Source organism: Microcystis sp. M53602_WE12 (assembly GCF_030065455.1).
In the GTDB taxonomy this organism is placed as follows: Bacteria; Cyanobacteriota; Cyanobacteriia; order Cyanobacteriales; family Microcystaceae; genus Microcystis; species Microcystis aeruginosa.
The window spans coordinates 1-3,653 of record NZ_JASJFB010000168.1; the positions used below are offsets into that span (position 1 = coordinate 1).

4 protein-coding genes are annotated in these 3,653 nt (G+C 46.3%); 1 reads left to right on the forward strand and 3 read right to left on the reverse strand.

Annotated features, from left to right (window positions below; translation table 11 throughout):
• Positions 1-215: 215 nt before the first annotated feature.
• Entirely contained in the window at positions 216-1,724 is a 1,509-nt protein-coding gene (crtD, locus tag PX482_RS06550; RefSeq protein WP_002759892.1) for a C-3',4' desaturase CrtD, read from the reverse strand.
• Positions 1,725-1,742: 18 nt separating this feature from the next.
• Between crtD and PX482_RS06555 the strand changes: the two genes are divergently transcribed.
• Positions 1,743-1,886, forward strand: a complete 144-nt coding sequence (locus tag PX482_RS06555; RefSeq protein ID WP_288094069.1) for a hypothetical protein — start codon at positions 1,743-1,745, stop codon at positions 1,884-1,886.
• Positions 1,887-1,978: 92 nt separating this feature from the next.
• On the opposite strand, the gene thrB is transcribed toward PX482_RS06555, so the two are convergent.
• Together thrB and PX482_RS06565 are read right to left on the reverse strand one after the other, a co-directional pair.
• Positions 1,979-2,896, reverse strand: coding sequence for a homoserine kinase (thrB, locus tag PX482_RS06560; RefSeq protein WP_002759894.1), 918 nt, complete (start codon positions 2,894-2,896; stop codon positions 1,979-1,981).
• A gap of 2 nt (positions 2,897-2,898) precedes the next feature.
• A complete protein-coding gene (locus tag PX482_RS06565; protein WP_288122220.1) occupies positions 2,899-3,609 on the reverse strand; it encodes a superoxide dismutase in 711 nt (236 codons plus the stop codon).
• Between the last annotated feature and the right edge of the window lie 44 nt (positions 3,610-3,653).

Genomic DNA, 3,653 nt, shown 5'->3' on the forward strand with positions numbered 1-3,653 from the left:
ACTAGGGTCTGCTGAAAAAGTTTTTCCTAGGGGCAGGGTGTAGGGTGTAGGGTGTGGGGTGTGGGGTTTTACCGATTTTGAGGGGGTCAATTACCTAATTTTCAGGGAAAAAGTACCTGAATTTTACCCCGATCACTGCCATATCTGGTACTTTTGGATTTCAAAAAAGGCTAAAAGTCTTATCCAGCAAGGTTTTTAGATTTATTCAGCAGACCCTAACTAGAAGCTAATAATTGATTCTCAATCTGTCTAACTACCGTGAGTGCCGAATAGCTGACTCCGGCAGTGCCTTCCCCCGGATGGGTGGAATCTCCCACTAACCAAAGATGGGGGATCGGAGTGCGCGTCGCTACTCCAAAAGGGCCAAAAGTGGACAATCTTTGACCAATACCGCCGACAATGCCCTGATTTCGCCCCGTAAACCGCTCAAAAGTACGAGGTGTAGCTGATTCGATGTGAACGATGTGATCAGGACTAAGATGGAAATAATTACCGAGACGATCGATCGCCTCTTGGGTGTATGCTGCTTTTAATTGCTGATAATTATCTTCTCCTTTTCGCCACCAAAGACTGGTATCGGTGAAGGAAGAAGCAATAATCGTCGCTTTTCCCGCTGGGGCGCGGCCATCCCCTTCTTTACTCACGGAAACAAACAAAGAGTTATTTTCGCCGATTATGCCATCGTAATCGTAGAGGAATTGCAAATGGGGGGGACAATCGGGGGGAATAGCAGCGCGATCGACTCCTAAGTAAACCACAAAAGCGCCAGATGCGGGGGGAAGTTTTTCAATTCTCCGGTGATAAAGACTGGGAATGGCTTCGCGATCGATTAATTGTGGTAAATTTTGGATCGGGATATTAGCCACAATCTCATCGGCCATTTCTGGATATATTTGGCCATTTTTTTGATTTATGACGATAATTCCGGTGGCTTTTCCCTTTTCTGTCAGTATTTTTTCCACTGTGTGACGCATTTGCAATTTACCGCCGTATTTTTCCAAAGCTGCTACTAGGCGATCGCTTAATACCTGCATACTACCCTGAAGGTGGGATAAACCTTGGGGAGACTGAGAAACTGCTAAAGCGGTGGCGGCATAAAGTAAAGCGGTTTCATCAGCAGTAACTTGGGAATAAAGCTTTAACTGGAGATCAAGGAAGGTTTTTAGGCGTTTATCCCTCTCTAAGCCGTATAATCGCAGAGCATCGCCCACAGTCATCAAAGTAAAGGGGAAGGTAATGGCAGTATCTACACGCAAAGCGGCGATTAATTGCCCTAAATCCCACCAGTTGCGCGGGGGTAAAACTGGATCGCGACTTTGAAAACGCCAACTTGCTTGAAAGAGTTTTTGTAATAATTGCCAAAAAGGTTCGCTGCCCGGAAATTGTTTTTGTCTTTCCTCCTGCCACTTTTGCCGATTGCGCCAGACATTAATCGGATTGGTTTCCCCCGGCAGAAAAACGGCACAGGCGGGATCGCAGGGGACAGAATCGGGTAAATCTATCCCTAATTCGGCAAAAATGCGCTGATGAATGCCCCCTACTTCTAATCCTGCCACTTGAGTCGCCCCCACGTCAAAAGTAAAACCCCGACGGGAAAAAGTCGAGGCACAACCTCCGGGGACAAGTGCCTGATCATATACTGTGACTTGATAACCTCGACGCGCCAATAATGCCGCCGCCGTTAGTCCGCCAATCCCTGCACCAATAACGGTAATTTGCGTCATTTTCTTAATAATTAGGGTTTGCTGAAAAAGTTTGTTGGTGGGGTTAGGAGTCAGGAGTCAGGAGTCAGGAGTCAGGAGATAGGAGTCAGGAGTCAGGAGTCAGGAGTCAGGAGTCAGGAGTCAGGAGTCAGGAGTCAGGAGTCAGGAGATTATTTTTATTGATTCTTCCCACACCCTACACCCCACACCCCACACCCTACACCCTACACCCCACACCCTACACCCCACACCCTACACCCATCTGCCAGGGACTCTTAACAGTTTACTTGGGCCCCTAGGGTATCTAAAGCTAAAATTTTCACCTCAGAGTTAATCCCCACTTGCTGCCAAGCATTTTTCATCTCTGTTGCTGTTTTTTGGGCATTGTCGGGGTTAGTTAAAGCCAATAGGGTGGGACCCGCGCCACTAATTACCATCCCGTAAGCACCCGCGTTAATGGCGGCTTTTTTCACCTTTTCGTAACCCGGGATCAAAGATTGGCGATAGGGTTGATGCAGTTTATCCTCTAGGGCAATTCTCAGCCAATCGCCGTTACCCGTCTCCAATCCCCGCAATAATAAACCCAAGCGGGAAATATTGAAAATTGCCTCCTGACGGCTAATTTTTTCCGGTAAAACCGCCCGAGCTTTTTCCGTAGCCAGTTCAAAATCGGGAATCGCTAGGACGGGAATGAGATTTTTTTGCCAAAATACTTGACAAATAGCCCAATCTGTGCTATATCCTGCCGATAGCTGACAGTTGCCCCGCAAAGCCGGCACCACATTATCTGGATGGCCCTCCAAGGCGATCGCTAATGCTTCGATTTCTCCCATAGATAAAGGATTCCCCGCGCATTGATTAGCAGCCACTAACCCGCCGATAATAGCAGTGGCAGAACTACCTAAACCTCTAGCCAGAGGAACCCCTAAACCGATCTCGATGACGATAGGGGGCGGATTCTGTCCTATTTTTTGATAAACTTGCAAAAAAGAGGTGTAGATTAAATTATCAGCACCTTGGCTAACTTTAGCTGATTCAGTTCCCTTGACAATAATTCTGACAGGGTTAGCTGTTGTTGCTGGCAGCAGGGTAAAAGTAAACTGATTATATAAGGTTAAGGCCGCTCCGAGACAATCGAAGCCGGGCCCAATATTAGCAGTGGTAGCGGGAACTGTAACCGTAAAAGTTGTCATCGTTAAGCTTTTGCCTGAACATAGCGGCGATTTACCTCCTCCCAGTTAACCACATTCCACCACTGTTTTAAATACTCAGCCCGTTGATTACGATATTTTAAGTAATAGGCGTGTTCCCAGACATCATTGCCCATAATTGGCTGTAATCCCTTCATTAGGGGGCTATCTTGGTTAGCAGTGCTGATAATTTCCAGTTCTCCTGACTTATTTAAAACCAACCATGTCCAACCACTACCAAAAAGTTTAGTACCTGCTTGGTTGAAAGCGTTTTTAAATTCCTCGAAACTGCCAAATTTAGCGATTATTGCCGCTCCTATTTCTCCTTTTGGTTCGCCACCGCCATCGGGGGACATAATCTGCCAAAACATCGTATGATTAAGATCGCCGCCGCCATTATTGCGGACAGTGGTGCGAATATCGGCGGGTAAAGAGTCAAGATTTTTAATTAATTCTACTACTGTTTTTTTCTGCAATTCTGGATATTTTGCCACTGCCGTGTTGAGATTATTAACGTAGGCAGCATGGTGTTTATCGTGATGAAATTGCATCGTTTCCTTATCAATATAAGGTTCTAGGGCATCATAGCTATAGGGTAGGGGAATAAGACTATAGGGACCGGTAGCGGCAAAAGCGGCAGAGTTAAAACCAGCAAGAGTGGCTGTGCCAAGGGTAGCACCTAAAAGATAAAGAAATTGACGGCGATCGAGAGACATATTCTCAGAGCAGATGTTCCGATTATCAATTATCCTATCGATCG